General features: G+C 71.6%; 6 protein-coding genes. 2 read left to right on the top strand and 4 right to left on the bottom strand.

The annotated features are described in order from the left end of the window. Positions 1–408 precede the first annotated feature (408 nt). On the bottom strand, positions 409–1,440 hold the full coding sequence (locus ACFXA3_RS34455; RefSeq protein WP_385193521.1) for a hypothetical protein: 1,032 nt from the start codon (positions 1,438–1,440) through the stop codon (positions 409–411). Between the two features lie 409 nt (positions 1,441–1,849). Between ACFXA3_RS34455 and ACFXA3_RS34450 the strand changes: the two genes are divergently transcribed. Both ACFXA3_RS34450 and ACFXA3_RS34445 read left to right on the top strand, forming a co-directional pair. After that, entirely contained in the window at positions 1,850–2,320 is a 471-nt protein-coding gene (locus ACFXA3_RS34450; protein ID WP_385193518.1) for a hypothetical protein, read from the top strand. Positions 2,321–2,369: 49 nt separating this feature from the next. Continuing rightward, positions 2,370–3,245 carry an alpha/beta fold hydrolase gene (locus ACFXA3_RS34445; RefSeq protein WP_385193515.1) on the top strand — a complete coding sequence of 292 codons (876 nt, stop codon included), beginning with the start codon at positions 2,370–2,372 and terminating at the stop codon, positions 3,243–3,245. Positions 3,246–3,256: 11 nt separating this feature from the next. On the opposite strand, the gene ACFXA3_RS34440 is transcribed toward ACFXA3_RS34445, so the two are convergent. The 3 genes from ACFXA3_RS34440 to ACFXA3_RS34430 are packed head-to-tail and all read right to left on the bottom strand — an operon-like array spanning position 3,257 to position 5,189. Continuing rightward, a complete protein-coding gene (locus ACFXA3_RS34440; protein ID WP_385193512.1) occupies positions 3,257–3,679 on the bottom strand; it encodes a hypothetical protein in 423 nt (140 codons plus the stop codon). Continuing rightward, positions 3,676–4,446 (bottom strand): class I SAM-dependent methyltransferase, encoded by a 771-nt coding sequence (locus ACFXA3_RS34435; protein WP_385193509.1) that lies wholly within the window; start codon positions 4,444–4,446, stop codon positions 3,676–3,678. Before ACFXA3_RS34435 ends, ACFXA3_RS34440 begins: the two co-directional genes overlap by 4 nt. Continuing rightward, positions 4,443–5,189, bottom strand: a complete 747-nt coding sequence (locus ACFXA3_RS34430; protein WP_385193506.1) for a DUF2071 domain-containing protein — start codon at positions 5,187–5,189, stop codon at positions 4,443–4,445. The genes ACFXA3_RS34435 and ACFXA3_RS34430 overlap by 4 nt, the downstream gene beginning before the upstream one ends. Positions 5,190–5,336: the final 147 nt, after the last annotated feature.

The raw sequence follows: 5,336 nt of genomic DNA, 5'->3' as shown, positions 1-5,336 counted from the left end.
TTCGCCTATTGGGTATTCGACATCTTGATCACCGTTTTTCCCGACTTCGCCGTGGCCTTCCGGGTGTAAGGCGTGACGTGGGGTTCCTCCACGTGGGCCCGGCACCTCACGGCCCTGCCCGTGAACTTCGCCGCCCGCGCCCCCCAGGCCAGGGACCTCCCTGGCCCGCTTCCGGTCCCGCCCGCCCGGAGCAACGGGATGCCTGCGGCGCCGCTGCGCCCGGCGGCCGCCCCCGCACCGCAACGCCGGCCCGAACCGCGTGCCTCGTGGTGGACGCGGCTCGGATCCCTCCTGCGGAGGCGCTAGACCGGCACGGCCGAGGCCGGTGCCGGCCAAGGCCGGTGCGCCGAGCCTCGGTTCCGGGGGGGCCGACACGTATCCGTCGGAACCCCCCGGAGCCCGCTGCCGTCACTCCTGGTGCGAGACGTCCGAGTCGGCGTAGCGGGGGGCTCCGGTGTACCAGGCATGGAGGCCGGACAGAAAACTGCACGCTCCCCGGAGCCACGTCGCCAACTCGGCCCGCTCGTCGTGGCGCAGCCCGGATCGCCGGACGAGCCGGGGCAGGTCCTTGTGTCTGAGGTCCTCGAAGTCACGCAGGCGGGTGTTCACCAGATTCAAGGCGGCGGGTACGGCTTCGTGGCGGCCGATGCCGAGTGAGGTCTCCACGCTCAGGACGAGGTTGTTGACGTCGAGTTCCTCATGGACTTCCCTTTCATAGGACGCGATGTCGTTCGCCAGTCCCATGAAGTCCATGAACGCGTCGAGCAGGGCGTTGACGGTCCGGGTGTGCCGGATCCTCCGGGGTATTCGCGCACCGGTGGCCAACTCGACGGAATAGCAGGCGGTGTAGGCGGCGAAGCTCTCACGGCGGAACGGGACGTAGTCGATCAGGTGGGGTACACGGCCGCTGCGGCTGTTGGCCAGTTCTTTGACTCCCGCGTCGATGTAGCCCTCCAGGGCCCGGTTGAACTCCTGCCGCCAGTGCGCCAGCCTCGGGGGGAAGAGGTGTTGTTGCAGATCGGCCAATCCCCTCTCGACGGCATTCGCCGGCTCCGGCAGCCGGACGCCCCGCTCCGGGCGCAGGAAGGCCCGTAAACGGGTGGTGAAGGCCAGCGCGCCGGACAGGTCGCCGTTCTGCTTGAAGGTGGCGGCGAAGTGGTCGTCCCAGGCCAGGGCCCATACGTTGAACCGGTGGTTGAGCCGGAGATCGGCGAGTGAGGCGTCGGGGAGGGTCCAGGCCGTGAGCTGGTCGACGGTCATGGCGTGGAACGTGGACCGGGTCCATATCGCCGGGCTTCCCGACGGCTCCTGGTATCCGTCCAGCATGCCCATCTCGCGCGCCCAGGATTCGCTCTCCTCGCGCAGGAGCGGCAGGAACGGATTCACTCGCAGCGGATAGGGCATCCAGAGCTGCGGGAGCTCAACGGCACGCACGGTCATGGGGACCAATCTCCTTCTCTTCTCGGCCCGCGTGGCGTACGGACCAGCACGCGGGCGGCCTTCCTGCGCGAAGTCGGTTGGTTTCTCCTGCCGTTGTCATTCCCCTGCCGTCATGGTCCGGCGATCAGAACAGGTCCCTTCCGGAATGGAACGATCCATCGTGGGTGCTTCCCCTGCATCCGCGCAAGTGTCCTGACGTGAGGGTCGTGTAGACGGCCGGCGCCCGGGCGGCTTCGCCCTCCGGACGTTCCGATGCACCTGTGGCGGCCGCCGCCATCGGGCGGCACGTGCCCGCGAACGGGCCCCGCATGGGACCATCTCGGCATGCACCTCATGGCTGATGGAACGACTCCGGTTGCGAAGTCGGCGCTGGTGGACCAGCTGACGACGTGAGAGGACCCAAGACCTGATGTCCATATGGACTTCGATCGTTGCCGTGCTCGGCACCCTCGCCGGCGCCCTGACCGCCGGGCTCCTCCAGCACCGTTCGGCGCGCACGGCACGCGCCGAGGAGCGCGCCGACAACCACCGGCAGGATCAGCTCGGCGCCGTCACCGCATTCGCGGCCGCCCTGGATGCGCACCGCTCGGCGATGTTCCACCGGGAGCGGCTGGCCCGGACCGAGGCGGGCACCGAGCACCAGCTGGAGGCCCAGACGAGGTCCCACGACACCCGCGCGGCGATCACCGCCCCGCACATCCGCCTCCAGGTCCTGGTCCCCGAGCTCGCCGACGCCGCCCAGCAGGCCGCGGACGCCACGTACGCACTGCGCAAGGCCACCGACCGGACCGAGCTGGACGCCCGGCGGCATGCCGCCAAGGAAGCGTCCCTCGCCTTCATCGCCGCGGCCGCCGCCCTGCTGAGCCCCGGCCGCTCCTGACCGGGGGCCACCATGGCCGGCGTCGGCAGGAGTGGTTTAGGGTCTACTCATGAGTAACTTAACTGGCACCGACGCCCCCCTGGTCACTTTCGTCCTGGTCCACGGAGCGGGCAGCAACGCGTACGGCTGGTCCCCCGTGGTGGCCGAACTGGGGCTGCGCGGGCAGCGGGCGGTCGCGGTGGACCTGCCCGGCCACGGCCCCGGAGCGTACTTCCCGCTCTCATACCAGGCGCCCCAGGACCTCGAGCGGCTGCGTACGGAACCGTCCCCCATCGCCGGGACGACCCTGGCCGACTGCGCCGCGCACGTGGCCGCGGTGGTGCGGCGGGCGCACCGCAACGGCCCGGTGGTCCTGGTCGGCCAGAGCCTGGGCGGCGTCACCGTCAACGCGGTGGCCGACCTGGTGCCCGAGCTGATCTCGCACCTCGTGTACGTCTCGGCGCTGTGCCCGGCGAAGCGGGCCTCGGCGAGCGAGCTGCTGGCGACCCCGGAGGCGGCCGACAGCTTCATCTTCAAGATGACTCCCGTCCCCACCCCGCCGGAACTCGGGATCACCCGGGTCAACTGGCGCAGCAGCGACCCGGAGTTCTTCCGGATCGCCAAGGAGGCGATGGGCGCCGACTACTCCGACGCCGAGATCCGGACCATGCTCAACATCCTGGAACCGGACGAGTCGCCCGCGATCGGGGCCGCCGACGGCCGCGGCCTGCCCGACAAGTGGGGTCGGATCCCCCGCACGTTCGTGCGGTTCACCGAGGACCGCACCCTGCCGCCGGCGCTCCAGGACCTGATGATCCGGGAGGCCGACGAGCTGACCCCCGACAACCGGTTCCGCGTACGCTCGCTCGCGGCCCCGCACATCGGCCCCCGCGACCCGGCGCTGCTGGCGGAGGAACTGGAGCAGGTGGCCCGGCTCTGCCACTGAGAGCCGCAGCGTCAGGGGCCGGCGACGAGGGCGCAGGCGAACACGGCCGTCACCCAGGTCCACAGCACGGCCAGTGCGATGTGCCCGACGGTGCGGAAGCGGTCTCCGCGCCACAGGGCGGGTGAGAAGTAGACGAACTGGAAGGCCCAGCGGGCACCCCAGAACACGGTCTGGCCCACCAGCAGGGCCGTACCGAGCGAGGTCCCGGCCAGCAGCTCCGAGGTGTAGCACAGCGGCAGCAGACCGAGCAGGACGCAGGTCAGGCCGATGAAGAAGAGGTGCGCGTAGGACACCTGACGAGTCAGCAGGCTGGTGCCGGCGAGGTCGGTGGGCCAGTCCACCAGGCGGGGCAGGACGATGTGGAAGGCGCCCATGCCGGTCAGGGCGAGGCCCACGAGCCGGAGTTGGGACTCCAGGGCGAAGAGGTCGTTCACTCGGCGCCCCTGCGGAAGGAGAAGGCGGTGACGAGGTTTGCGATCCGGGTTTCGCAGACGGAGTGCAGGCCCGCGCCGCGAGCGAGTCGGAGCCATTCACGGCGGGGCATGAAGTGCCATGCCCCGGGTCCGAACACGGCGGTGTTGGCCCGGTCTCGCAGGTGCTCCACCAGCACCAGCGTGCCGCCGGGACGCAGGGTGCGGGCGATCTCCGCGAACAGTGCCTCCCGGTCGGGCGCGAGGCGCAGTTCGTGGGCCGCGAACACCGCGAACGCGGTGTCCTGGGAGGCCGTGGCGACGGGTATGCGGGACGGGGCGCCGGCCAGGGTCCCGGACCGCGGGGGCACGCGTCGGCGGGCTCGCCGGATGGAGCCTTCGGTGGTGAGCGCCGGGTCGTAGAGGTCGACGAGGGTCTGACGGGTCCCGGGGTACCGGAGGGCCAGGGGGTGGCTGGTCTCGTCGAGCCCCGTCGACAGGACGAGGTGGTCGCCGGGGCCCTCGGGCAGCAGGCCGGTCAGCCAGTCGAGGGAGTACAGCTCGGAGTGGTCGTACACCCACCAGGAGGCGGCGGTGCTGCCGACGAGCAGGGCGGCCGCGGCCAGTGCGCCCGTGCGGGCGAGGGTGGCGGGGACGCGGGGCAGGCGCGGGGCGAGGGCGAGACCGCCGGCCATGGCGGCCAGCCCGCCCGTGTACAGGGGCCAGTTGTACCCGATCACCACGCGCACCCCGGAGGGGCGCGGAGGCGGCGGGGCGCTGCCGGTGCTCACAGCACTCCCCCGTCCAGTGCCCGTCTGTATCCGCGCTCCCAGCCGTATGCGAGGTCCCCGACGTGGAAGGCGTTGGCGAGAACGGGCTTGGTTCCGGCGAACGGTCCGTGGTCGAAGAAGGTCAGGGTGGGAACGTCGACCGCGACCGGGACCGGCTCCCACTGCGTACGGGTGGCCTTGACGACGATCACCGTGCCGGTCTGCGGCTCGTACTCGAAGGTGTAAGGGAGCGGGCCCGCATACCGGCGGGCGTCCTTGGCGCTCGCGAAGGGGCTTCCCTCGGGGAGCGGGGCCGGCGCGCCCGCCAGGTCGGCGCGGACGTGGAGGTCGGCCCTGCCGTCGGCGCTGACCACCTTGAACTCGAGGGTCCGGCCGACCGTCCGGGTGCCGATGCGGGCGAGGCGGTAGTTGTAGCGGGAGAAGAGGTTTCCGCCGAGGACCATCATCCGGTGGTCGGTGTCGCTGCGCAGGATCCGCAGCCCGCGCATGGTGCGGCCGCCCGGGGTGGGGAACCGGGTGAAGATCCGGTAGCCGGTGAGGATGAAGTCGCGGCCGAGGCGGGCGGGAAGGAACGACGGGCGCAGCGCCCGGGTGTCGACCACCGCGGCGGCGACGAACCCGTGCTCGGCGCCGTTCGCGTCACGGTAGGTGTCGAGGGCGAGCCCCGGAGGCACCAGCGGGGTGAGCAGCTCGGGCGGCAGCGCGTAGGTGAGCACGAGGGAGTGCGCGAACGACGTCTGCATGGGCAGGGGGTGTCGTTGCAGCAGGTGTCTCATGAGCCGGCCGCCCCGTCGGTCTCGGGGGGGGGGGCGGGGGGGGGTGGCGCCCCCCCGCGGGGGCACGGCTCCTCGTCGTCAACCGGCGCCGCGAGGACGGTGAACCGGTGCGTG

It is taken from the genome of Streptomyces sp. NPDC059456, from assembly GCF_042750055.1.
Classification (GTDB): Bacteria; Actinomycetota; Actinomycetes; order Streptomycetales; family Streptomycetaceae; genus Streptomyces.
This window is presented reverse-complemented; position numbering and strand designations above follow the sequence as displayed.

What these genes read in the sequence shown, in the direction of transcription:
- ACFXA3_RS34430 (WP_385193506.1), bottom strand. Translation starts at nt 5,189, where the DNA reads ATGCAGACGTCGTTCGCGCACTCCCTCGTGCTCACCTACGCGCTGCCG.
- ACFXA3_RS34450 (WP_385193518.1), top strand. Translation starts at nt 1,850, where the DNA reads ATGTCCATATGGACTTCGATCGTTGCCGTGCTCGGCACCCTCGCCGGC.
- ACFXA3_RS34455 (WP_385193521.1), bottom strand. Translation starts at nt 1,440, where the DNA reads ATGACCGTGCGTGCCGTTGAGCTCCCGCAGCTCTGGATGCCCTATCCG.
- ACFXA3_RS34445 (WP_385193515.1), top strand. Translation starts at nt 2,370, where the DNA reads ATGAGTAACTTAACTGGCACCGACGCCCCCCTGGTCACTTTCGTCCTG.